Here is a 21,835-nt window from a genome sequence, read left to right as displayed (position 1 = left end):
GAAGGTTTTTCACATTTGTTCGGGAAGCTGTCCGGCGACGGACACGAGAAAGCCCCGGCGAGGTGACCCCGCCGGGGGACTCGGGCCGGGGTCACTCCCCCGGGCGCAGCCCGTCGAAGATCTTCTTGCAGTCCGGGCAGACCGGCGACCCGGGCTTCGGCGACTTCGTCACCGGGAAGACCTCGCCGCAGAGCGCCACCACGTGGTTGCCCATGACCGCGCTCTCGGCGATCTTGTTCTTCTTCACGTAGTGGAACATCTTCGGCGTGTCGTCGTCGGTGGTGTCCGTGCCCTCGGGCGTGGTTTCCGGCTTCGTCAGCGTCTCGGTGCTCACCCGGCCATTGTGCCCGAGTTCCGCCGAACCTTCTGCGACCGCCCCTCGACCTGGCAGGATCTGGCGCATGTTCCAGAAGGTGCTCGCGACGTTCGGCTCGGGCGGCGCGAAGATCGACGCCCGCCTGCTCCAGGCCACCGCCACCCCCGGCAGGCCGCTGCGCGGCGAGGTGCTGCTGGCCGGCGGCGACGTCGACCAGGAGATCAAGGGCCTCGCGGTGACGCTGCTGGCCCGCGTCCAGGTCCCCGGCGAGGACAAGACCGAGGATCTCCCGTTCGGCTCCCAGCACCTGGTCGGCAGCGAGACCATCCGCGCCGGGCAGCAGGTCCGGGTGCCGTTCGAGGTGCCGCTGCCCTGGGAGACGCCGGTGACCAGCGTCTACGGCAAGCCGCTCACCGGCATGGCCGTCGGCGTGCGGGCCGAGCTCGACCTGGCCGCCGCGGTGGCCGACCCGTTCGACGCCGACGCCGTCGCCATCGAGCCGCTCTCCGCGCAGAAGCGGGTCCTCGACGCGCTGAGCCGCATCGGCTTCACCTTCCGCGAAGCGATCCTCGAGCAGGGCCGGATCAACGGCGCCCACCAGCAGCTGCCGTTCTTCCAGGAGGTCCGCTTCGCGCCTTCGCCGCGCTTCGCGAGCGTCTTTTCGCAGGTCGCGGTCACCTTCCTGGCTTCGGCGGAGCGCACCGAGGTCGTCCTCGAGGTCACCAAGCGGGTGCGGGTGAGCAAGACCGGCGGCTTCGGCGGACGCGGGCAGGACTTCCTCGGCATGTTCACGATGAAGCCGGACGTGAACTGGGAGAAGCAGCTCGACGACTGGCTGGACCAGGTCGCCCGGCCCCGCGGCATCTTCGACTGATGGCCGGGCCGCGCGCGGACCGGCCGCACCTGCCCGGCTACGGGATCGCGGCCGGGCCCGCGGGCCTGCTGCCCTGGTCGTGGGCGGAGGAGCGGTTGCGCGCGTCATCGCCGCGGGTTCGGCCGTGTCGATCGCGACCCGAAGACCCGTACGAGCCCGTGATCGGACTGCGCGAGAAGGACTTCACCGGCTCGCCGACGCGCTGGACGTTCCCGTGAAGTGGGCCGAAGCCGTCACCGCGCTCGGCGGCGTGCCCCGGGCGGGACTCGAGGCCCGTTACGCCGAACCACACCGCCGCTACCACACGCTCGACCACGCGGCCGCCGTCGCGCGCGACTCCGCCTGGCTGGCCGAAGGGCTCGGCGACGTCGACCGCGCGATCGTCGCCGTCGCCGCGTGGACGCACGACGTCGTGTACGACGCGAAGCCCGGCGAAGACGAACGCGCGAGCGCCGCCTGGGCCCGCGAAGCACTGGCCGGGGTCGCCGAGACCCACCAGAAGCGCGTCGAAGGCCTGATCCTCGCCACGATCAAGCACGACGCCCCGCCGGACGACCACCTGGCCACCGCGCTGCTCGACGCCGACCTCGCGATCCTCGGCGCTTCCGAAGAGCGCTACTCGGCGTACGCCAAGGCAGTGCGCGAGGAGTACGCGAAGTACCCCGACGACGTCTGGCGCGCGGGGCGCGTCTCGGTCCTGGAGGGGATGCTCGGGCGGGAGCTCTACCGCAGCGAAGCCGCGCGGACACGCTGGGCGAGCGCCGCGGAACGCAACCTGACGGCCGAGCTGACCCACTGGCGCGGCGAGGCTGCCGATCACCGATGATGGCTCCTCGTGACTACCGCACTCTCTCTGCACGAAGAGGTCGCCTCGGCGCTGCGTGACGGGCACCCCGTCGTCGCGCTGGAGAGCACCATCCTGTCCCACGGCCTCCCCGCCGGCCGCAACCTCGACGTCGCCCGCCGCCTCGAGCGCGTCGTGCGCGACGGCGGCGCCGTCCCGGCCACCATCGCGGTGCTCGACGGGCGGGTCGTCGTCGGCCTCTCCCCCGCCGAGCTCGAGCGCGTCTGCGCACCGGACGCCGGGCTGGACAAGCTGTCGCTGCGTGATCTCGGCCCGGCCGTCGGCCTCGGCCGCTCGGGTGCGACGACCGTGGCGAGCACGTCGGCGCTGGCCGCCGCGGCCGGCATCGGGGTGTTCGCCACCGGCGGGCTCGGCGGGGTGCACGTCGGCGCCACGCAGTCGTGGGACGTCTCGGCGGACCTCGGGGTGCTGGCGAAGGTGCCGACCGTGGTCGTCTGCTCCGGCGTGAAGTCGGTGCTCGACATCCCGGCGACGCTCGAAGTGCTGGAGACGAACTCGGTCCCGGTGCTGGGTTACCGCACCGACGACTTCCCGGCGTTCTACCTCCGCTCGTCCGGGCACGCCGTCGGCTGGCGGGTCGACGACCCGAAGCAGGCCGCCGCCGTGGTCGCCGCGCACCGCGCGTACGCGAAGTCCGGGGTGCTGCTGGCGAACCCGATCCCGGAAGCGTCCGAAATGGACAAGGCACTGCACGACCGGCTGCTCGCCGAAGGTCTCGCGCTGGTCGCCGAGCAGGGCGTGCACGGCGCCGACGTCACGCCGGTGCTGCTGGAGCACTTCCACACCGCGAGCGACGGCGTGAGCATCGACGCCAATGAGGCCTTGGTGCTCAACAACGCCAAGCTGGCCACCGAGGTCGCGGTGGCGCTGGCATGAGCGGGATCGTGGTGGTCGGCGACGCGGCCCTCGACGTGATCGCCCGGCACGACAAGCCGCTGCCGCACGGCGGCGACGCCCGCGCGAAGATCCGCTTCACCGGTGGTGGCTCGGGTGCCAACACCGCGTTGTGGCTGCGGTCGCTCGACGCGGAGACGACGCTGGTCGCGCGGATCGGCGACGACCCGGGCGGCCGGCTGATCCGCGCCGAGCTGGAGGCGGCGGGCGTGCGGTGCGCGTTCGCCGTCGACCCCGAGGCGCCGACCTGCTGCGTCGTCGTCATGGTCGACGGGTCCGGGCAGCGGAGCATGCTCGCCGACCGCGGCGCGAACCAGCGCTTCGCGCCCGAGGACGTCACGCCCGAGGCGCTGGCCGGCGCGAGTCACCTGCACCTGTCCGGGTACGTGCTGCTCGACCCGCCTTCGCGCGCCGCCGGGCTGGCGTCGCTGGCCGCCGCGCGCGAAGCGGGGCTGACCACCTCGGTCGACCCGCAGGCGGCCGCGCACATCACCGACCCGGCCGCGTTCCTCGACGACGTCCGCGGCGTCGACCTGCTGATGCCGAACACCGAGGAGCTGGTCGCGCTGACCGGCTCGGCGGACCCGGCCTCGGCGAAGGAGCTGCTCGGCACGGTCGGCGCGGTCGTGGTGACCGCCGGGCTGGACGGCGCGAGCTGGGTCGACGCCGGTGGCGTCACGAGCGTGCCGGCCATCGAGGCGGAGTGCATCGACTCGACGGGTGCCGGGGACGCGTTCGACGCCGGCGTGCTCACCGGCTGGCTGGCGGGTGAGTCCACTGTGGACGTCCTACGGCACGGGACGCGCCTGGGCGCGCTCGCCGTCGGCAAGGTGGGCCCGCAGCCGTCCTGAGGCGGCACTTTCGTAGGGAAAGTGCCGCTTCGGCGGGCCGGAAGCGCAACTTTCCCCACGAAAGTGGCGCTTCGGTCAGCCGTCGATGACGCGGTGGGTGGTGCCTTCGATCGCCTTCGCCTCGCGCTGGTAGCTCGAGACCTTCTCGGCCTTGCGGGGCGGGCGGTCGTTGGCGATGAGCACCGCGATCCACGGCAGCGGCACCGAGATCGCCAGGAACCCCAGCGCCAGCCACCAGACGTGGTAGGTCAGCCCGGCCAGGATCAGACACGGGATGCGGCAGGCCATCATGATCACGTACTTGCGCTTGCGCGCGGCGAACTGCTCTTCGTACGACGGGGCCGCCCCGGTGATCAGCACCGGGTCCGAGTCGTTGGCGGGCGAAGACACTGCACCACCTCCGTGTCCCATCGTCCCACCGGATCCGCTCACGCGTCACCTGGGTGACGAAATCGGCTCACCGCGGCGGCGACCAGGGTCTCGATGCCGGTGCGCAGGGTCGGGTGCAGGATCGGGGCGAAGCGCGGCGAGTGGTTCGACGGGATGTCCCGCTCGAAGCGCCCCTCGGTCATCGCCTTGATCACCGTCTCCGGGTCGAAGCCCCCGACCAGCCAGAACACCGAGGGCGCGCCGGCCGCGCGGCCGAACTCGCTGAAGTCCTCGCTGCCGGTCACCAGCGGCGCCGGCATGGTCACGTCCGCGCCGAAGTGGGCGCGGAAGACCTCGGTGAGCGCGTCGTTGGCGGCTTCGTCGTTCTCCGTGATCGGGTAGGCGCCGGAGCGCTCGATCTCGGGCGGCTTCGGGGCCCCGGCCGTGGCGGCCTCGCCGTGGACGATCCGTTCGACCGCGGCGAGCACGCGTTCGCGGACGGCCTGGTCGAACGACCGGATGTTGACCTCGAGCACGGCGTCGTCGGCGATCACGTTGCTCGCCGTGCCGACGTGCAGCGAACCGACGGTGACCACCGCCGAGTCGGTCGCGGAGATCTCCCGCGAGACGATCGTCTGCAGCTTGAGCACCACGGACGCGGCCAGCACGGCCGGGTCGACGGTGGTCTCCGGGCGCGAGCCGTGCCCGCCGCGGCCGTGCAGGGTGACGCGCAGCGTGTCGGTCGCGGCCATGATCACGCCCGGCCGGGTGAGCACCCAGCCCGCCGGACCGGGGACGAGGTGCTGGCCGAACACGACGTCCGGCGGCCCGGCCAGGTCGTAGAGGCCGTCCCGGACCATCCGGGCCGCGCCGCCCGCGCCCTCCTCCCCCGGCTGGAAGACCACCTGCAGCGTCCCGGCCCACGTGTCGCGGCCCTTCGCGAGCAGCGCCGCCGCGCCGGAGAGCCAGGTGGCGTGCATGTCGTGTCCGCACGCGTGCATGACCGGGACGTCCTTGCCGCGCTCGTCGACACCCCGCGCGGTGCTGGCGTAGGACAGGCCGGTCTTCTCCTCGACCGGCAGCGCGTCGATGTCGGCACGCAGCATGACCGTCGGGCCCTCGCCGTTGCGCAGGACACCCAGCACGCCGGTGCCCGCGATGCCGGTGTGCACCTCGTAGCCGTCCGCTTCGAGCCGCCGGGCCAGCTCGGCCGCCGTCCGGGTTTCGGCGAAGGACAGCTCGGGGTGGCGGTGGAGGTCGATGTACAGCGCTTCGAGCTCGGGCAGCGCCGCGTCGAGCGGGGCGAGGACGCGTTCAAGGGTCACAGGGGCCATCGTGGCAGCATTACCCACCGTGAGCACGCGAAGCGTACTGCCCGACCTGTCCGACGACGTCTGCGCGCGGTTGCGCGAGGCCTTCCGGCGCACCGCCTACGACGCTGACGGCGTGGTGGCCGCCCTCGGCGGAGCCGCGCACGCGGCGCTCGGCCGCGGTGAGCCGGTGCCGGCCGAGCGCGCGAGCCATGACGCGGGTGACCTCGGCGCGCTGATCCGGCTGTTCCTGCTCGGCGGGACCGAGCCGGAGACCGCGGTCAAGGCCGCCTTCGCGCCGCTCTCGCCGGAGGACGCCGTCACCGCCGGTGTGCTGGCGCCGGTCGTGGACGGCTACCGCGCCGCGCTCGACATCCGGCCGCACGGCGACGAAGAGGGCTCGTGGTGGGTCGTCTCCGACCTCGACGCCGACGTGCTCGGCACCACCGTGCCCGAGGACCACGTCCTCGGCGTCGGCCACGCGTCGCTGTCGCTGATCCGCGCGACCAGCCGCCGCCCGGTCGGCACCCTGCTCGACCTGGGCACCGGCAACGGCGTCCAGGCCCTGCACGCGACCCGGCACGCCCAGCGCGTGACGGCCACGGACGTCTCCAGGCGGGCCCTGGCGCTGGCCGCGGCGACGTTCCGGCTGAACGAGCTGGACGTGGAGCTGGTGCGCGGCGAGTGGTTCGGACCGGTGGCGCGGCGGAAGTTCGACCAGGTCGTCTGCAATCCGCCGTTCGTGGTCGGCCCGGCCCGCGTCGACTACACCTACCGCGACTCCGGGCTGGCCGGCGACGACGCGAGCGCGCTCGTCGTGCGGCAGCTGCCCGGGTTCCTCAACGACGGCGGGGTCGGCCAGCTGCTCGCCTCCTGGCTGCACACCGGCAAGGAGGACTGGGCCGACCGGGTGAGCCGCTGGCTGCCCGCCGAGACCGACGCGTGGTTCGTGCAACGCGACGTCGCCGACCCGGCGCTCTACGTCGGCACCTGGCTGCGTGACGCGGGTCTCGACCCTCGCTCGCCCGAGGGCCGCGCAAAGGCGGCCGCGTGGCTCGACTGGTTCGCCGCGAACGACGTCCGCGGCATCGGCTTCGGGTTCGTCACCCTGCGACGAGCGGCCGGCCGCACGCCGACAGTGGTCTGCGAAGACCTGCGGCAGGCCTACGACGACCCGCTCGGGCCGGAGGCGGCGGGCTGGCTGGATCGCGTCGAATGGCTGCGCGAATCGGGAGATTCGTTACTGGATGTCCGTTTTGTGGTCCCGGACACGGTTCTGCTGGAAAGCGTCGAGGAACCCGGTGACGAGGGCTGGACGACGCAGATCCGCCGGCTGCACCGCACCGACGGGCCGGGCTGGCAGCACGAGGTCGACGACCTGGCCGCGCGGCTGCTCGCGGGCTGCCGCGGCGCCCTGGCGCTGGAGGACCTGATCGAGCTCCTCGCGTTCTCGCAAGGGCTCGACGCGGAGGAGCTGGCGGCCACGGCGCTGCCCGTCGTCCGCGAGCTGGTCCGGCACGGGATGCTCGTCCCGGCGGGCCGATGAGGGCGGTCGCCGCGCGCGTCACCCGGGCGGACGTCACCGTCGCGGGTGAGGTCGTCGGCGCGATCGACGAGCCGGGTTTGCTTGTGCTGCTGGGAATCCACGTCGACGACGACACGGCGAAGGCGGCGACCATGGCGCGCAAATTGCACGAACTGCGCGTGCTGCGTGACGAGGAATCATGCGCCACGGCGAATGCCCCGCTGCTCGTGGTGAGCCAGTTCACGCTCTACGGCGACACGAAGAAAGGGCGCCGGCCGTCGTGGACGCAGGCCGCGCGGCCCGAGGTCGCCGAGCCGTTGGTGGACGCCGTCGTGGCCGAGCTGCGCGGCCGCGGCGCCTCCGTGGCAACGGGACGTTTCGGCGCGATGATGGCGGTCTCCAGCGTCAACGACGGGCCGTTCACCGTTCTCGTGGAGGTCTAGACCACCCTGGCCCGGTTCAGTTCCTGACCGGATTCACACGGGATTCTCAGGTTTCCCCGTAACCACGCCTTCTCAGCAAAAGCTCAGCAATGGTCGAGCAACCGGGGCGCGCCGGCAGCCGTCTCCTTTTACAGACGAGCCGGGAACGTTTTGCCCACCCGGAGCGTTGTGCCAGATGTCCAGCCAAGCCGGCCGGACCGGCGTACCGGGATCCACAGGCCCCGGGCCGCGGGAACCCACCGGCGGGACCACCGCAGCAGCACGTTCAGCCCGTGACCGGGGAGGCAGAATGTCAGTCCAGACTCTCGAACGCGAGTCGCGCGGGATTCGCGAGCGCATCCCGGCTCAGGTGTCCGACGAGCCGGCCGTGAGCGTGGGGGCGCTCACCGATGCCGACCTCGACGCCCAGAGCCCCGCCGCCGACCTCGTGCGTGTCTACCTCAACGGCATCGGCAAGACGGCCCTGCTGTCCGCGGCCGACGAGGTCGAGCTCGCCAAGCGCATCGAAGCCGGCGTCTTCGCCCAGCACATGCTGGACACCGGCGAAAACCTCACCCCGAAGCGCCGCAAGGAGCTTTCCGCCCTGGTCCGCGACGGGCACGTGGCGAAGAACCACCTGCTCGAGGCGAACCTGCGGCTGGTCGTGTCGCTCGCCAAGCGCTACACCGGCCGGGGGATGCCGCTGCTCGACCTGATCCAGGAGGGGAACCTGGGTCTGATCCGCGCGGTGGAGAAGTTCGACTACTCCAAGGGGTTCAAGTTCTCGACCTACGCCACCTGGTGGATCCGCCAGGCCATCACCAGGGGGATGGCGGACCAGGGCCGCACCATCCGGCTCCCGGTCCACCTGGTGGAACAGGTCAACAAGCTGGCCCGCATCAAGCGCGACCTGCACCAGCAGCTCGGCCGCGACGCGACGCACGAGGAGCTGGCGGCGGAGTCGGGCATCCCGGCCCACAAGATCTCGGACCTGCTCGACCACTCGCGTGACCCGGTAAGCCTGGACATGCCGGTCGGCACCGAGGAAGACGCCCCGCTGGGCGACTTCATCGAGGACTCCGAGGCCACGGACGCGGAGAGCGCCGTGATCTCGGGCCTGCTGCAGGACGACCTGCGCCGGGTCCTGGCCACGCTGGACGACCGCGAACAGCACGTCATCCGGCTGCGCTACGGCCTCGACGACGGCCAGCCCCGCACGCTCGACCAGATCGGCAAGCACTTCGGGCTCTCCCGCGAGCGCGTGCGTCAGATCGAGCGTGAGGTCATGTCGAAGCTCCGCCAGGGCGAGCGCGCGGACCGCCTCCGCGCCTACGCCAGCTGATCCGCTCCGCGAAGACGGGGCGGGTGCGCACGGTGCGCACCCGCCCCGTCTTTTTTGTGAACGCAGAGCGACGACCAGCGGCGTTGCGGCGCCCGAAAATTTGTCACCAAGAACCTGTTTGACAGCCGACGAGCATGGGTAGCAACCCCGTGGCCGGTACCCGTTCGGCGGCGTTGACTTATGACCTGCGTCACGCCAGCCTCGAAGTACCGCACTGACCTCGCGACCGGATGTGCACGCGTCCGGGAGCCCTCCCCGGGAGGTCGGGTCCGTCGGGGTGGACCCGGCCTCCCGACCAAACTCCCCGAAGCGGCCGGCCCCACTCACCCACTCCCTCACCCAGACCTCCCCCCGCAACCCCGATCCGAAGCCAGAACACGGACGGCGGTGCCGGGTCAAGGCACGCTTTCCCGCCTTGACGCGGTGCCGCCGTCCGTAGTCACAATCGGGCGTCGGGGTGGTGGAACACCGACCGCAGAGCGCACGCCGAGTGTGCTGCCACACAGTGACCGGATGCCTCTGCGGCGCGACCCCCGCCGCTGCGTAGGGTGGGCGGATCCCGGAGCTGGCAAAGGAGCCTGGCAGTGCCGTCCACCACCACGTTTCAGCACACCGAAGTCCTCCCGCTGGGCAAGGACACCACCACCGAGTACCGGCTGGTCACCGCCGAAGGCGTCGAGACCGTCGAAGCCGCCGGGCGGAAGTTCCTGAAGGTCGACCCCGCCGCGCTGACCACCCTCGCGCGCACCGCCATCACCGACATCCAGCACCTGTTGCGCACGTCACACCTGACGCAGCTGCGCGCCATCGTCGACGACCCCGAGGCCTCCGGCAACGACCGGTTCGTCGCGATGGACCTGCTCCGCAACGCCGCCATCTCCGCCGGCGGCGTCCTCCCGATGTGCCAGGACACCGGCACGGCCATCGTCATCGGCAAGCGCTCCGAGGGTGTCCTCACCGGTGGCGACGACGAGCGCGCGCTGTCGCAGGGCATCTTCGACGCCTACCAGCAGCTGAACCTGCGGTACTCGCAGATGGCGCCGGTGAACTTCTGGGACGAGCGCAACACCGGCACGAACCTCCCGGCCCAGGTCGAGCTCTACCACAGAGACAACCCAGCCGGCGAACCCGCAGATCCTTCCTACGAGTTCCTGTTCATGGCCAAGGGCGGCGGCAGCGCCAACAAGACTTTCCTCTACCAGGAGACGAAGGCCGTCCTGAACCCGAAGCGGCTCGCGCGCTTCCTCGACGAGAAGCTGCGCAGCCTCGGCACCGCGGCCTGCCCGCCGTACCACCTGGCGATCGTCGTCGGCGGCATGTCGGCCGAGTTCAACTTGAAAGTCGCGAAGCTCGCTTCGGCCCGTTACCTCGACAACTTGCCGCAGGAGGGTTCCGAGCTGGGGCACGCCTTCCGCGACCAGGACCTCGAGCAGCAGGTCCTCGAAATGACGCGCCAGTTCGGCATCGGCGCGCAGTTCGGCGGCAAGTACTTCTGCCACGACGTCCGCGTCATCCGGCTCCCCCGCCACGGCGCGAGCTGCCCGGTCGGCATCGCGGTGAGCTGCTCCGCCGACCGCCAGGCCAAGGCCAAGATCACCGCGGACGGCGTGTTCATCGAGCAGCTCGAGCGCGACCCGGCCCGCTTCCTGCCCGACGTCACGGAAGAGGACCTCTCCGACGACGTCGTGAGCGTCGACCTCAACCGGCCGATGGCCGAGATCCGAGCCCAGCTTTCGCAGCTGCCGGTGAAGACGCGGCTTTCGCTGACCGGGCCGCTGGTCGTCGCGCGTGACATCGCGCACGCGAAGATCGCCGAGCGCCTCGACGCCGGTGAGGAGATGCCGGAGTACCTGAAGAACCACCCGGTCTACTACGCCGGTCCGGCGAAGACGCCGGAGGGCTACGCGTCCGGTTCGTTCGGCCCGACCACGGCCGGGCGGATGGACTCCTACGTCGCGCAGTTCCAGGCCGCCGGCGGCTCACTCGTCATGCTGGCCAAGGGAAACCGCTCGAAGCAGGTCACCGACGCGTGCTCGGCGCACGGCGGGTTCTACCTCGGCTCGATCGGCGGCCCGGCGGCACGGCTCGCGCAGGACTGCATCAAGCAGGTCGACGTCCTCGAGTACGCCGAGCTCGGCATGGAAGCTGTCTGGAAGATCGAGGTCGAGGACTTCCCGGCCTTCATCGTCATCGACGACAAGGGCAACGACTTCTTCGCCAGCACCGGCGACCCGGTGCTGCAGATCAGCTTCCGTTAGCACGCAAGGGAAAGGGACACCGGCCCGCCGCCGGTGCCCCCTTCCTTCCCTGCTCCCTCAGCCGACGCGCTCGATCCGCGCGCGCCGGATGAGGAACTTTCCGGGCTCCCGAACCTGTTCGAAGGCCGCGTTGTTGAGCAGCGTGCAGCTGCCCGACACCGACGTGACCTCGACCGTGGTGGACTTCGAGTTGTCCAGGTTCGTCACCTTGAGCTTCGTGCCGGCCGGGAACTGGTTGCTCGACGCGGCGGGCGCGCCGCCTTCGCCCGAGAGCGTCACCGTCGAGCCCGGGCAGACGACGTCGCCGACGGCGCCGGTGTCCACTCCGGACTGATCCTGCTGGGCCGGCGCCTGTTGCGCCGGGGCTTGCTGGGCCGGGGCCTGCGCGGCCTGGCCGTTGTTCGCGACGACGTTCGCCGTGCAGCCGGCGACCTGCCGCCGCTGCTGGATCAGGTCGACCACCGCCTGGCGGTTGGCGATCCGCGCGGCCGACTGGGCGTCCGGGGCGGCCTGCTGGCCCGCGATGAAGTTCAGGTTGTTCTGCAGGGCGGTGTCGAGCCCGCCGCAGTTCTCCTTGGGCGCTTCGGCCGCGTTGCCCGCGGGACTGCTCAGCGCGATGGCGGTCGCGGTGACGCCGGCGACCCCCAGCAACGCGGCCAGACCTACGGTCGCCTGCTTGCGGTGCCGACCACTGCTCAACCGGGGCATGGGCCCCTCCTCTCTGATCACCACCTCAACCATGGATACGGCTCGGTAACGGCGGTGGTTCAACGAGAGTTCGAGCAGTTTCGACTTCTTCGACGGGGAACTCAGGAGGTGAGGGCCGGATCGTGGTCCGGACCATTCACCCGGTTGGCGGTCGCCAGCGCCCATCGGCCCGTCGTCACCAGGCCCAGCACGAAGACCAGCACCCCGCAGCCCGCGACGATCAGCCACGCCACCCGGCCGGTCCCCGGCGGCGTCCGCTCGTCCGCCGCGATGATCGCGCCGATCACCGCCACGCCCAGCGAAATCCCGATCTGACGGCTGGTCGACGCGATCGCCGCGGCGAGGCCGGCGCGCTCACGCGGCATCCCGGACACCGCGGCGTTCGTGATCGGCGCGTTGAGCAGGCCGTAGCCGATGCCGAAGATCGCGTACGCCGCCACCACCCACAGGATCGGCGTGTCCGGGCCGATGCCCGCGAGCATGAACCCGGCCGCGCCCATCCCGACGCCGGCCACCAGCAGCGGCAGCCGCGGTCCGCGGGCGTTGACCAGCCGGCCGGACAGCGGCGCGCCCACCGCCGTCAGCACCGCCATCGGCAGGGTCAGCAAACCCGCGTGCAGCACGGAAAAGCCGCGGGTCTCCTGCAAGTAGAGGGTGTTGAGGAAGAGGAAGCCGGACAGCGCCGCGAACCCGGTGACCGCGATGAGCGTCGCGCCCGAGAACGGCACGCTGCGGAAGAACTTCAGCTCCAGCAACGGATCCCGGCGTCGCCGCTCGTAGGGCAACAGGATCGCCAGCGCCGCGGCCGCGACTGCAAAGCACCCGGCCATCACCGCCGTGCCCGAGCTGCGGCCTTCGATGATCCCGTAGGTGAGCGAAGCCAGCAGGACGATCACCAGCAGCTGCCCCACCGGGTCGAGCCGGCGGGGGTGCGGGGCGCGGGACTCCGGCACGAACACGGCCGTCAGCACGATCGCGGCGATGCCGACCGGGACGTTGATCCAGAAGATCGAGCGCCAGCCGGCCCAGCCCACGAGCACGCCGCCGAGCACCGGCCCGACGGCCAGGCTCAGCCCGTTCACCGCCGCCCAGACGCCGATCGCGCGGGTGCGATCACGCGGGTCGGTGAAGACGTTGGCCACGATGGACAGCGCCACCGGGTTGAGCATCGACCCGCCGATCGCCTGCAGCGCGCGAAAGGTGATCAGCAGCCCGACGTTCGGGGCGACCCCGCACAGCAGCGAGCCGATGCTGAACAGCGCGAGACCGGTCTGGAACGTCCGGCGGCGGCCGATCCGGTCCGCGGTCGAGCCCGAGAGCATCAGCAGGCTCGCCAGCACCAGCGTGTAGGCGTCGATGGTCCACTGGAGCCCGGAAACCGACGCGCCGAGGTCGGTGCGGATCGCGGGCAGCGCGAGGTTCACGATGGTGTTGTCGAGCCCGACGATGAACAGGCTCAGGCAGCAGACGGCCAGGACCGCCCGCCGCCGGACCGGCTGCGGCACCGCACCCCCACATTAGTTGCACGGACAATATTAAGCACTGTACAACTAATCCGGGGAGGGTCCTGGTCAGCCCGGGTACAGCTCCGTGAGCCTGGCCAAGGTCTTCTCGATGCCCTGGGCGTTCTTGCGCGGGAACGGGCTCAGGCTGATGGCCAGCGGGAACTTCGCCGTCGACCAGTCGAAGGTCTCGGTGACCTCGGTGCGGCCGTCACCCGCCGGTTCGAGCCGCCAGCGCCAGCGGTGCCCGTTGAAGTGCCGCCAGGCGATCAGGCGGCCCTCCTCGAACTCGACGACGGTGTTGAGGATCTTGTAGGAGGCGCCCATCTTCATGTCCATGCCGAACTTGGCGCCGAGCGTGAGCCGGTCCGGGCCGCCGGACTGAGCGGCCCGGACCGTGCCGGATCCGTCGATGAGCGGGTGCTGGGCCGGATCGGCCAGGAGCCCGAAGATCTTCTCCGGGGTCGCGGCGACGATCGCGGTGCGTGAGACCTGTCGGTTGCCCATCACCCGACCCTAGATCATTTCTGCGTCTTCAACACGACCGTGCGCTGGTCGAGCGGCGCGGCCAGGGCGACCGAGATCACCGGGTACCGGATGTCCATGGTGCACATCTGGCCGGTCTGGGCCTTGGTCTCGCTCAGGTTGACCACCACGTGGTCGCCCGCCTGCTCGGTCGCCTCACCCAAGGCGTGACCACAGCCACCTTCCTGAGCGCGGATGTTGAGGATGGTGCCGCCGTTGGCCGTCCAGACCTCGTGCGGGTAGTTCTTCGGCAACGCGGCCGCGTCGACCTTGTTCGGCGGCACCGGAGTGCTGCCCTCGGGCACGGTGAGCCGCGGTTTGCCCGGCGGGTTCGCCGACGGCGAGGTCGGCAGCACCGATTCACCCGGCGTCGGCGACGTCGAAACGCTGCCGGTGGGCGCCGCGGAGGTGCCTCCCGCGGCGGGCTGGCTGGTGGGCATGTCCTGGCCGGCGCAAGCCGTCGCCATCAAGAGGAACGCCCCTGTCCCGACCACCTTCGCTAAGTACCTCATGTCCCCGAAGACGGAACGCCTCCACCGCGGGGTTGCACGCAAGATCGAAACTTTCCCACCGGCTGCAGCGCCCCAATGTGGCCTTCGGTGCGTCTGACGCACCCAATGTGGCCTTCGGTGCGTCAGACGCAACCAAGGCCACATTGGGGCGCTTCGGACCGGGCCTGGACGTGGTCTGGGAGGGTGTTCCCGGGCAGCCCGGGTGCACCCTCCCAGCGTCGGCGTGGGGCTTCAGCCCTGGCGGAGCACCACCGTGCGCGTCCCCAGTGGCTCGGCGAGGGTCAGCGGGAGGCTGACCTCCTTGATGTAGTCCGGGCACATCTGGCCCTTCTTCGCGGTGAGGACCGCGACCAGCACCACCACCTGCTGCGGCGTCTGGTCGCCGACGTGCGCCGAGACGTGGCGGCAGCCGCCCTCCTCCGCCTGCAGGATCAGCGTCTTGCCGTCGAGGCTGCGGGTCAGGCTGCGTGGGTAGCCCTCGGGCAGCCCGCGCGCGTCGACCTGGGACTCCGCGATCACGTCGTCACCCGGGGCGATGCCCTGCGTCGGGCGGCCGACCGTCTGGGAAGGCGGCGGCGCCACCGGCGGCGGCGATGAGGGAGCCGACGTCGTCGTCGGCGTCTCCGGCCCGGTGCTGCCCGGCGCGGCGGGCGCGGCCGTGTTACTCGCCCCGCAGGCGGTCAACGTGAGCAGCAGCAGGCCCGTACCCAGCAGTGTGCGCATACTCCCCAGACGGACCGGACGCCGGATCGGTTGCACCTACCGATGGGCCGCCCGGCCGCGGACCAGGCCCAGCAGCACGACCCCGGCGAGGGTCACCGCGAGCAGCAGGACCGTCGCCGCGGAGGCGAGGAACACCTGGCCGCGGTCGGTCAGGGCGAAGATGCTCGCCGGGAGCGTGCGCCAGTCCGGCGGGTACAGCATCATCGTCGCGCCCAGCTCACCCATCGACATCGCCAGCGCGAGGCTCGCCGACGCCGTCATCGCCGGAAGCAGCACCGGGACCCGCACCCGCAGCAGCACCCGTGCGGGGGACGCCCCGAGCGACGCCGCGGCCTGCGCGAGCTGCGGGTCGACGCGGGACAGCGCCGCCGAGACCGTGCTGTAGGCGAACGGCAGCAGGATCAGCAGGTGCCCGAGCAGCACGATCCAGCGCGTCCCGTTGAACGCCAGCGGCGGCCGGCTGAAGGCCACCAGCAGCGCCAGCCCCAGCACCACCGACGGCACCGCGATCGGCAGGTGGAACAGCGTGTCGGCGAGCTGCCGCACCCGTTTCGGCGCGGTCTCGGCCGCCAGCGCCGCCCACGTGCCCAGCAGCACCGCCGCCGCGCCAGCGATGACACCCGTCTGGACGCTGACCGACAGGCTCGCGAACGTCTCCCCGGACAACGCGTCGGCGTAGTGCCCGAGGCCGAACCCGCCGGGCAGCACACCCGTCCAGTGCCCGGCGAACGACGCGAGCACGATCATCACCAGCGGCGCCGCCACGACCACGGCGAACACCACGCCGAACACCAGCCACAGCAGCGCCTTGCTACGCCGCGTCCACAGCAGCACCGCGACCCCTCCCCGCCAAGACCCGGTAACTCCCGTACAGCAGCAGCGAAATCGCGACGTCGACCAGCGCGACGACGCTCGCCGCCGGGAAGTCGAACGTCACGATCCCCTTGCCGTAGACCAGCATCGGCAACGTGGTGACACCCTTCGCGCCGAGGAACAGGACGATGCCGAACTCGTTCAGCGCGAGCAGCAGCGTCAGGCACGCCCCGGAGGCCAGCGACGGCAGCGCCGCCGGCAGCACGACCCGCCACAGGACCCGGCCCGGCCGCGCGCCCAGCGACGCCGCGACGTCCAGGTGCACGCCCGGGACCTGGCCGAACGCCGCGAGCGCCGGCCGCATCACGAACGGCGTGTAGAACGTGACCTCGGCCAGCAGCACGCCCCACGGCGAGTACAGGAACCCGCCCGCGCCGAACACGCCCGCGCTGCCGTAGAGGAACGTGAACGCCAGCGCGATGAGGAACGACGGGAACGCGAGCACGGTGTCGACCAGCCGCGACAGCGTCCGCGCGCCGGGGACCGGGACGAACGCGATGATCAGGGCGAGGAACGTCCCGAGCAGGACGCAGCCGGTCGTCGCGCCCAGCGCGAGCAGCACCGTCTGCCAGGCGGCGTCGCGGAACTCCGCCGAGCCGAGCACCTCGGCCCAGACACCCAGGCCGAACCCGGCGTCCGTGGTCAGCGACTGCCCGGCCACCAGCGCGAGCGGGTAGCCGAAGAACACCGCGACGACCGCGAGCGGCGGCAGCAGCCACAGGCCGCGGGTGCGGCGGCCGGCCGGCCGCCGGGGCCGCGTGACGACGGCTTCGAGCGCGAGCCCGCTCATGTGCCGACCCCGACCAGCGGGCAGCCGTCCGGGATCGACACGCCGACCGCGGAGCCGACCGGGAACGCTTCGGGCACCTCAGCCCGGATCGTCGTGCCGGTCGCCAGCACCAGGTCCAGGCGGTAGCCGGTGCCGCGCCACTGCACGGCCCGCACCAGCGCCGGCAGGGTGTCCGCGCCGGGCTCGCCGACGCCGACGCGGTGCGGGCGGACGCCGAGCGCGACCGGCCCCGGGCCGAGCGCCCCGGCCGGCTCGGCGGTCAGCATGCGCTCGCCGAGCCGGACCTTCGCGGGTGTCCCGTCGCTGACGAGGTCGACCGGGATGAGGTTCGCCGCACCGAGGAATCTCGCGGTGAACTCGGACGTGGGGCGCCGGTAGAGCTGCTCACACGGGCCGGCCTCGACCAGCCTCGAGTCGCGCATGAGGGCGATCCGGTCGGCCAGCGCGAGGGCCTCGCCCTGGTCGTGGGTGACGTAGACGAGCGTGGTGTCCGGCAGTTCGGCACGCAGCCGCAGCAGTTCGGCGATCATGTCCTCGCGCAGTGCGGCGTCCAAGGCGGACAGTGGCTCGTCGAGCAGCAGCACGTCGGGCCGGATGGCCAGCGCCCTGGCGAGCGCGACGCGCTGCTGCTGCCCGCCGGACAGCTCGCGCGGGAACCGCCGGGCGTAGGCGCCCATGCCGACGAGGTCCAGGACCTCGGCGACGCGAGACGTCACCTCCGCCCGCGGGGTCCGCCGGGCCTTGAGCCCGAAGGCGACGTTGTCGTCGACGCGCATGTGCGGGAACAAGGCGTAGCTCTGCACGACGACGCCGAGCCCGCGCCGGTGCGGCGGCAGGTCCGTGACGTCCTCGCCGTTCAGGAACACCCGGCCCGCGCTGGGCCGGACGAACCCGGCGAGGGCCTTGAGCGCCGTCGACTTGCCGGAGCCCGACGGCCCCAGCAGCGCGAGGGTCTCGCCGCGCGCCACGGTGAGGTCGAGGGAGTCCAGTGCCGTCGTGCGTCCGAAGTGGACGGAGACGCCGCGGAACTCGACGGCCGCGGTCACCGGCCGACGGCCTTCTTGTACGCGGCCAGGTCGGCGTCGAGCTTGCCGAGCACGGCGGTCCAGTCCGGGGTCCAGATCTCGACGCCGTCGAGCGCGGCCTTGATCTTCGCGGCGTTCGCGCCGGTGGGCGTGACGTCGGCGCGGCCCGGGATGCCGAACGCGTCGGCGGTCTTGGCCTGGGTCTCGGGTGAGAACAGGAAGTCTAGGAGCTTCTTCGCGTCGTCCGGGTGCGGCGCGTTCGTCACGAGCCCGGCGTAGTACGGCAGGGCGAAGGTCGAGCGCTTGCCCTGGGCGTCGGCCGGGAAGAAGACGTCGAAGCCGCCGCTCTTGGCGATCTCGGCCAGGTTCATCTGGACGTCGCCGTTGGCCACCAGCAGCTCGCCCTTGGCCACCTTCGGCTGGAGCTTGCCGGTGGACGACGACGGCCCGGCGTTGTTGGCCTCCAGCTTGCCGAGGTAGTCGAGCGCGCCCTGCTCGCCGAGGACGTGTTGCAGCTGCAGCAGCACCGCGGTGCCGTCGCCGGCCTCGCCGGGCGTCGAGTACTGGACCTTGCCCTTGAGCTTCGGGTCGAGCAGGTCGTCCCAGGTCTTCGGGGTGGCGCCGGGGTGGTGGATGAAGCTGAGGTAGTTGTTCATCATCGCGAAGTAGCGGCCCTGCGCGTCCTTGTCCGACACCTTCTCCGTGCCGGGCGGCGAGTACGGCTGCAGGAGGCTCGCGACGCGCTGGATGAACGGCGGCAGTGTGACGAGGACGTCGGCCTGGGTGTTGGCCTTCTCCTTCTCGACGCGGGAGGCGACCTCGCCGGAGCCGGCGGTGACGGCCTGGACGGTGATCCCGGTCTGCTGCTCGAACTCGGCGAAGCGGGCGGTGTACCAGTCTTCCAGTCCGTCCACTGTGTACACGGTGACGGTCTTGCCGCCTGCGGACGCCGCGCCGGTGCCGCCGCAGGCGGACAGCAGGGCGATCAGCGCCACCGAGAACACGGCGGCCAGGGTCTTCTTCACGGGTTTTCTCCTTCGAGCACGGCGGGGAGTTCGGAGACGGAGGCGAGGACGTGGGTGGCTTCGGTGAAGTCGTCGCGCTCGCCGGCGCCGGTGAGCACGCCCGCGACGACGGACGCCCCGGCGCGACGTCCACAAAGGACGTCGGACGCGGTGTCACCGACGACGGCGATCTGCCGGACGTCGGTGACTTCGAGCCGCAGCGCGGCGGTGAGCACGAGGTCGGGGAACGGGCGGCCGCGGACGCCGTCGCCCGGCGCGAGCGCGAGGTCGGCGAGGTCGCGCCAGCCGAGCGCGTCGAGGATGGCCTGCTGGGTGGTGGGCGCGAAGCCGGTGGTGAAGGCGACCTTGATGCCGTTGTCGCGCAGCCCGCGGATGACGTCTTCGGCGCCGGGGATCGGCTTGCACTCCCCCGCGCGCACCAGGTCGCCATACGCGGCTTCGAACGCGGAGTTCGCCTGCTGCGCCCGGGTTTCGTCGTCGAGCAGGGCCCGGAAGACGGTGATCTTCGACTGCCCCATCGTGTCGATGACGTACTGGAGCATCCCGGGGTACTTTTCGTCGGGCACACCGGCGGTCTCGATGGCGGCGGTGAAGGCCTTCACGACGAGGCCGTCGTCGGCGACGGTCGTGCCGGCCATGTCCATTACGACGAGTTCGGTGGTCACAGGCCCAGCTCCTCGGCGGTGTCTTCGGCGATGGCGGGGGAACAGGTCATGCCGCGCCCACCCGGCCCGGTGACCAGGTAGGCGTGCTCGGCGACGCGCTCGCGGTGCACGATCCGCGTGGGGTCGGTGGTCTGGGCGTAGACCCCGGCCCAGCGGCGGCGGATGCGCGGCAGCGGGCGGCCGAGCAGCGCGCCGGCGACGTCGGTGAGGTGTTCGTAGGGATCTTCGGTGACGTCGAAGGCGAAGGGCTCGTCGTACTCGTGGGTGTCGCCGATGGTGAGGGACCCGTCGAGCCGCTGGACGAGCAGCAGCTGCATGCGGTGTTCGGCGGCGACTTCGTGCTGGGGCTGCCCGGTGTTGAGGGATACGAGGGCTTCGCCGCGGTAGGCCGGGTAGTAGCGGAAGCTGTCCCCGTCGGCGACGCTCGTGGTGAGTTCTTCGCCCAGGGGCTCGGTCTGCGCCATCTGCAGCCGGACCTTGCGCACCGGCGGGTCACCGGCCAGCTCCCGGACGAGCCCGCCGGTCCACGCGCCGGTGCAGAACACGACGACGTCGCCGTCGTGCCGCTCGCCGCGGTCGTCGACGACACCGGTGCCGGTCAGGTGCCGCACCTCGCGGCCCGGGAGCCAGGTGTGGCGGCCGGTCTCGGCGAGTGCGGCACGCAGGGCCGGCTGTGCGGTGCGTGGTTCGACGGCGGCGTCGCGCGCACACCAGAGGGCGGCCTCGAAGTCCCCGCGCAGGGCCGGGTTCAGCTCGCGGGCTTCGGTGGCGTCGAGGAGCTTGTAGCCGCGTCCGGCCGCTTCGGCGCCTTCGCTGACTTCGCGCGCGACGGCGAGTTCGGCTTCGGTCCGGACGACGGTCAGCGAGCCGTTGGCGCGGAAGCCGAGCCCTGGGACGCGCTCGCCGATCCGCTCCCAGAGGGTGCGGGCCCGCTGGGCGGTCTCGAGCTCGACGCCGGACGCGCGGCCGCCGACCCAGACGAGACCGAAGTTCCGCACGGAGGCCCCGCGCGCTTCGGGTTCGCGTTCGAGCTGGACGACGTCGTGGCCGCGCTCGACGGCCTGCCAGGCGTGCAGCGTGCCGAGCACGCCACCGCCCACGATGAGGATTCGCACGGCCCCCACGCTGTCGGCCGCGCGCCAACACTCGCTGGCCCCTCGGCGAACGCGGGGTGAAGCGCCTTCGAATATTGGACCGGATGAGTTACCGTTCCGTTATCTTCACAACCGACCGGCCGCCACGAACACGCAGACGGCGAAGATCAGGGCGTTGATCCCGACGGTCCGCCACTCGGCCGGCTCGTGCCGGACCACCGCCAGCCGCCCGTGCATGGCCATCGCGCCCACCATCACCACCGCCAACCCCGCCGCGGCCCAGCCGGTGAGCACCGGCGCGATCCCCAGCAGCACCGGCAGGATCAGCCCTACCACCGCGAACAGCTCGCAGATCGCGGTGAACCGGACGACCGGCAGCGGGTACGCCGCCGCCCCGGTCTGCCCGGTTTCGAGCAGCCGCTGCCGCGACATCGTCGCCTTCAACGCGCCCGACAGGGCGAAGATCGCGGCCAGCGCCACCTGGCCTGCCCACAGTGCGATGTTCATGACGTCCTCCCGTTGAGTGGTGCGGGAGGAACGAGGACGCCGCGGCGAACGTGACAGTCAGGCGCGACCCAGGCGGGTCATGAAGCTCAGCCGGTCCCCCCGGTACAGCGACCGCACCCGCTCGAACGGCGCCCCGTCCGGCCCCCACGAGATCCGGTGCATCAGCAGCATCGGCAACGCCGGGTTGGTCCCGATCAGCAGAGCCTCGCGCGGGGTCGCCAGCACCGTCTCGACCCGTTCCTCGGCGCCGTCGAACACCACGCCGAGCCGCTCGCTCAGGCACGCGTACAACGACTGCTCGGGGTTGAACACCTCCAGCAGCGTCGGGAACCGCTCCGCCAGGAGATATGTCGACTCCAGCCCGACGCGTTCCTCGTCGGCCAGCAGGACCCGCTCGATGTGGATCACCTCGGCGTCCGAGGTGACCTGCAGGTCGGCGGCCAGCGCGCTGCCGGCCAGGCGCCGCTCCAGCGTGATCACGTTGCGGCCCGGGCGGATGCCCTGGCGCCGCAGCCCTTCGGTGTAACTGACCAGGGCCAGCGGCTGCACGAGCTTCGGGCCGGCGACGTACGTGCCGCTCCCCTGCCGCCGGCTGAGCTTTCCCTCCAGGACCAGCTCCGCGACCGCCTGCCGTACTGTCGCCCGCGAGACCTCGAACCGTTCGCACAGTTCCCGTTCCGTGGGCAGCACCGAGCCTTCACCCAGTTCCGCGATCACCGCCAGCAGTTCGACCTTGACCGCGTAGTAGCGCGGCACCCGGCCGTGTTCGGGAATCCCGTCGAGCACGGGGCCGTCGGCGGACAAGCGGGACTGGCGTGAAGGGGCGGGCACGCACCCGACCTTATTCGTTTCCCGCGGCG

General features: G+C 71.7%; 25 protein-coding genes. 9 read left to right on the top strand and 16 right to left on the bottom strand.

What is annotated here, in order from left to right; genetic code table 11:
* Positions 1–91: 91 nt before the first annotated feature.
* A complete protein-coding gene (locus tag M8542_RS24635) occupies positions 92–334 on the bottom strand; it encodes a DUF3039 domain-containing protein (RefSeq protein ID WP_257922598.1) in 243 nt (80 codons plus the stop codon).
* A gap of 67 nt (positions 335–401) precedes the next feature.
* Here M8542_RS24635 and M8542_RS24630 point away from each other — a divergent pair, with 67 nt between their 5' ends.
* The 5 genes from M8542_RS24630 to M8542_RS24610 are packed head-to-tail and all read left to right on the top strand — an operon-like array spanning position 402 to position 3,800.
* Entirely contained in the window at positions 402–1,190 is a 789-nt protein-coding gene (locus tag M8542_RS24630; RefSeq protein ID WP_257922597.1) for a sporulation protein, read from the top strand.
* Positions 1,190–1,408 carry a hypothetical protein gene (locus tag M8542_RS24625; protein ID WP_257922596.1) on the top strand — a complete coding sequence of 73 codons (219 nt, stop codon included), beginning with the start codon at positions 1,190–1,192 and terminating at the stop codon, positions 1,406–1,408. The genes M8542_RS24630 and M8542_RS24625 overlap by 1 nt, the downstream gene beginning before the upstream one ends.
* The gene (locus tag M8542_RS24620; protein WP_257922595.1) at positions 1,405–2,016 is read left to right on the top strand and encodes an HD domain-containing protein; all 612 of its coding nucleotides are present in this window, start codon (positions 1,405–1,407) and stop codon (positions 2,014–2,016) included. Before M8542_RS24625 ends, M8542_RS24620 begins: the two co-directional genes overlap by 4 nt.
* A gap of 9 nt (positions 2,017–2,025) precedes the next feature.
* The gene (locus M8542_RS24615) at positions 2,026–2,931 is read left to right on the top strand and encodes a pseudouridine-5'-phosphate glycosidase (RefSeq protein WP_257922594.1); all 906 of its coding nucleotides are present in this window, start codon (positions 2,026–2,028) and stop codon (positions 2,929–2,931) included.
* On the top strand, positions 2,928–3,800 hold the full coding sequence (locus tag M8542_RS24610; RefSeq protein WP_257922593.1) for a carbohydrate kinase family protein: 873 nt from the start codon (positions 2,928–2,930) through the stop codon (positions 3,798–3,800). The genes M8542_RS24615 and M8542_RS24610 overlap by 4 nt, the downstream gene beginning before the upstream one ends.
* A 75-nt stretch (positions 3,801–3,875) precedes the next feature.
* On the opposite strand, the gene M8542_RS24605 is transcribed toward M8542_RS24610, so the two are convergent.
* Positions 3,876–4,190, bottom strand: coding sequence for a DUF3099 domain-containing protein (locus tag M8542_RS24605; RefSeq protein WP_257922592.1), 315 nt, complete (start codon positions 4,188–4,190; stop codon positions 3,876–3,878).
* A gap of 38 nt (positions 4,191–4,228) precedes the next feature.
* On the bottom strand, positions 4,229–5,494 hold the full coding sequence (locus M8542_RS24600) for an amidohydrolase (protein ID WP_257922591.1): 1,266 nt from the start codon (positions 5,492–5,494) through the stop codon (positions 4,229–4,231).
* 28 nt (positions 5,495–5,522) lie between these two features.
* Between M8542_RS24600 and M8542_RS24595 the strand changes: the two genes are divergently transcribed.
* From M8542_RS24595 to M8542_RS24580, 4 genes are all read left to right on the top strand, one after another.
* Entirely contained in the window at positions 5,523–7,025 is a 1,503-nt protein-coding gene (locus M8542_RS24595; protein WP_257922590.1) for a DUF7782 domain-containing protein, read from the top strand.
* The gene (gene dtd / locus M8542_RS24590) at positions 7,022–7,447 is read left to right on the top strand and encodes a D-aminoacyl-tRNA deacylase (RefSeq protein WP_257922589.1); all 426 of its coding nucleotides are present in this window, start codon (positions 7,022–7,024) and stop codon (positions 7,445–7,447) included. Before M8542_RS24595 ends, dtd begins: the two co-directional genes overlap by 4 nt.
* A 289-nt stretch (positions 7,448–7,736) precedes the next feature.
* A complete protein-coding gene (locus M8542_RS24585) occupies positions 7,737–8,768 on the top strand; it encodes a sigma-70 family RNA polymerase sigma factor (protein WP_257922588.1) in 1,032 nt (343 codons plus the stop codon).
* A gap of 584 nt (positions 8,769–9,352) precedes the next feature.
* Entirely contained in the window at positions 9,353–11,026 is a 1,674-nt protein-coding gene (locus tag M8542_RS24580; protein WP_257922587.1) for a fumarate hydratase, read from the top strand.
* 57 nt (positions 11,027–11,083) lie between these two features.
* Here M8542_RS24580 and M8542_RS24575 read toward each other — a convergent pair whose 3' ends face one another.
* The 13 genes from M8542_RS24575 to M8542_RS24515 all read right to left on the bottom strand — a co-directional run bounded on the left by M8542_RS24575 (position 11,084) and on the right by M8542_RS24515 (position 21,806).
* Complete coding sequence (locus tag M8542_RS24575; protein ID WP_257922586.1) at positions 11,084–11,734, bottom strand: SCO2207 family protein; 651 nt, start codon at positions 11,732–11,734, stop codon at positions 11,084–11,086.
* A gap of 101 nt (positions 11,735–11,835) precedes the next feature.
* Positions 11,836–13,239 (bottom strand): MFS transporter, encoded by a 1,404-nt coding sequence (locus M8542_RS24570; RefSeq protein ID WP_257922585.1) that lies wholly within the window; start codon positions 13,237–13,239, stop codon positions 11,836–11,838.
* A 66-nt stretch (positions 13,240–13,305) separates the two neighbouring features.
* Complete coding sequence (locus M8542_RS24565; RefSeq protein ID WP_257922584.1) at positions 13,306–13,743, bottom strand: SRPBCC family protein; 438 nt, start codon at positions 13,741–13,743, stop codon at positions 13,306–13,308.
* Positions 13,744–13,757: 14 nt separating this feature from the next.
* Positions 13,758–14,273 (bottom strand): hypothetical protein, encoded by a 516-nt coding sequence (locus M8542_RS24560; RefSeq protein ID WP_257922583.1) that lies wholly within the window; start codon positions 14,271–14,273, stop codon positions 13,758–13,760.
* A 231-nt stretch (positions 14,274–14,504) separates the two neighbouring features.
* The gene (locus M8542_RS24555; RefSeq protein ID WP_257922582.1) at positions 14,505–14,996 is read right to left on the bottom strand and encodes a hypothetical protein; all 492 of its coding nucleotides are present in this window, start codon (positions 14,994–14,996) and stop codon (positions 14,505–14,507) included.
* 36 nt (positions 14,997–15,032) lie between these two features.
* The gene (locus tag M8542_RS24550; protein ID WP_257922581.1) at positions 15,033–15,830 is read right to left on the bottom strand and encodes an ABC transporter permease; all 798 of its coding nucleotides are present in this window, start codon (positions 15,828–15,830) and stop codon (positions 15,033–15,035) included.
* Positions 15,808–16,659 (bottom strand): 2-aminoethylphosphonate ABC transporter permease subunit, encoded by an 852-nt coding sequence (locus M8542_RS24545; protein ID WP_257922580.1) that lies wholly within the window; start codon positions 16,657–16,659, stop codon positions 15,808–15,810. The genes M8542_RS24550 and M8542_RS24545 overlap by 23 nt, the downstream gene beginning before the upstream one ends.
* Positions 16,656–17,705, bottom strand: coding sequence for an ABC transporter ATP-binding protein (locus M8542_RS24540; RefSeq protein ID WP_257922579.1), 1,050 nt, complete (start codon positions 17,703–17,705; stop codon positions 16,656–16,658). The genes M8542_RS24545 and M8542_RS24540 overlap by 4 nt, the downstream gene beginning before the upstream one ends.
* Positions 17,702–18,709 carry a 2-aminoethylphosphonate ABC transporter substrate-binding protein gene (locus M8542_RS24535; protein WP_257922578.1) on the bottom strand — a complete coding sequence of 336 codons (1,008 nt, stop codon included), beginning with the start codon at positions 18,707–18,709 and terminating at the stop codon, positions 17,702–17,704. The genes M8542_RS24540 and M8542_RS24535 overlap by 4 nt, the downstream gene beginning before the upstream one ends.
* The gene (locus tag M8542_RS24530; RefSeq protein WP_257922712.1) at positions 18,706–19,353 is read right to left on the bottom strand and encodes an HAD family hydrolase; all 648 of its coding nucleotides are present in this window, start codon (positions 19,351–19,353) and stop codon (positions 18,706–18,708) included. The genes M8542_RS24535 and M8542_RS24530 overlap by 4 nt, the downstream gene beginning before the upstream one ends.
* Before the next feature lie 17 nt (positions 19,354–19,370).
* Entirely contained in the window at positions 19,371–20,489 is a 1,119-nt protein-coding gene (locus M8542_RS24525; protein ID WP_257922577.1) for a TIGR03364 family FAD-dependent oxidoreductase, read from the bottom strand.
* A gap of 105 nt (positions 20,490–20,594) precedes the next feature.
* Positions 20,595–20,975, bottom strand: coding sequence for a DoxX family protein (locus tag M8542_RS24520; protein ID WP_257922576.1), 381 nt, complete (start codon positions 20,973–20,975; stop codon positions 20,595–20,597).
* 57 nt (positions 20,976–21,032) lie between these two features.
* Positions 21,033–21,806 (bottom strand): GntR family transcriptional regulator, encoded by a 774-nt coding sequence (locus tag M8542_RS24515; RefSeq protein ID WP_257922575.1) that lies wholly within the window; start codon positions 21,804–21,806, stop codon positions 21,033–21,035.
* Between the last annotated feature and the right edge of the window lie 29 nt (positions 21,807–21,835).

It is taken from the genome of Amycolatopsis iheyensis (assembly GCF_024703995.1).
In the GTDB taxonomy this organism is placed as follows: Bacteria; Actinomycetota; Actinomycetes; order Mycobacteriales; family Pseudonocardiaceae; genus Amycolatopsis; species Amycolatopsis iheyensis.
The sequence above is the reverse complement of the archived record's forward strand: the minus strand, read 5'-3'. Positions and strand labels throughout refer to the sequence as shown.

Bases quoted from the DNA above. Each gene is read 5' to 3' on its own strand.
- M8542_RS24630 (WP_257922597.1), top strand. From the start codon at position 402: ATGTTCCAGAAGGTGCTCGCGACGTTCGGCTCGGGCGGCGCGAAGATC.
- M8542_RS24625 (WP_257922596.1), top strand. From the start codon at position 1,190: ATGGCCGGGCCGCGCGCGGACCGGCCGCACCTGCCCGGCTACGGGATC.
- M8542_RS24610 (WP_257922593.1), top strand. From the start codon at position 2,928: ATGAGCGGGATCGTGGTGGTCGGCGACGCGGCCCTCGACGTGATCGCC.
- dtd (WP_257922589.1), top strand. From the start codon at position 7,022: ATGAGGGCGGTCGCCGCGCGCGTCACCCGGGCGGACGTCACCGTCGCG.
- M8542_RS24585 (WP_257922588.1), top strand. From the start codon at position 7,737: ATGTCAGTCCAGACTCTCGAACGCGAGTCGCGCGGGATTCGCGAGCGC.
- M8542_RS24575 (WP_257922586.1), bottom strand. From the start codon at position 11,734: ATGCCCCGGTTGAGCAGTGGTCGGCACCGCAAGCAGGCGACCGTAGGT.
- M8542_RS24565 (WP_257922584.1), bottom strand. From the start codon at position 13,743: ATGGGCAACCGACAGGTCTCACGCACCGCGATCGTCGCCGCGACCCCG.
- M8542_RS24560 (WP_257922583.1), bottom strand. From the start codon at position 14,273: ATGAGGTACTTAGCGAAGGTGGTCGGGACAGGGGCGTTCCTCTTGATG.
- M8542_RS24555 (WP_257922582.1), bottom strand. From the start codon at position 14,996: ATGCGCACACTGCTGGGTACGGGCCTGCTGCTGCTCACGTTGACCGCC.
- M8542_RS24545 (WP_257922580.1), bottom strand. From the start codon at position 16,659: ATGAGCGGGCTCGCGCTCGAAGCCGTCGTCACGCGGCCCCGGCGGCCG.
- M8542_RS24530 (WP_257922712.1), bottom strand. From the start codon at position 19,353: ATGGACATGGCCGGCACGACCGTCGCCGACGACGGCCTCGTCGTGAAG.
- M8542_RS24520 (WP_257922576.1), bottom strand. From the start codon at position 20,975: ATGAACATCGCACTGTGGGCAGGCCAGGTGGCGCTGGCCGCGATCTTC.